Source organism: Clostridium sp. MCC328 (genome assembly GCF_018785465.1).
GTDB lineage: Bacteria > Bacillota > Clostridia > Lachnospirales > Lachnospiraceae > Pilosibacter > Pilosibacter fragilis.
Window position 1 is genome coordinate 1 of sequence record NZ_WQPW01000126.1, and the last position, 211, is coordinate 211.

Consider the following 211-nt stretch of genomic DNA (forward strand, 5'->3'; position numbering starts at 1 on the left):
ATTCTCTCCTCATCCACCTGTGTCGGTTTACGGTACGGGCACATGGTACACAATAGCGGCTTTTCTCGGCAGCTGGAATCAGATGCTTCCCTACTTTAGTTCGGTCCGCGTCACGCCTTTGGCTTATCAGGCGGATTTGCCTGCCTGACACCTCCTGCGCTTGCCCGGGAATCTGTCCCCCGGTCATCTTATCCCTCTGCGTCCCCACAGT

Annotated in this window: 1 rRNA gene; it reads right to left on the reverse strand. The window is 56.4% G+C overall.

What is annotated here, in order from left to right:
- Window positions 1-211 (reverse strand): 23S ribosomal RNA (locus GPK83_RS15285); the annotation flags it as partial.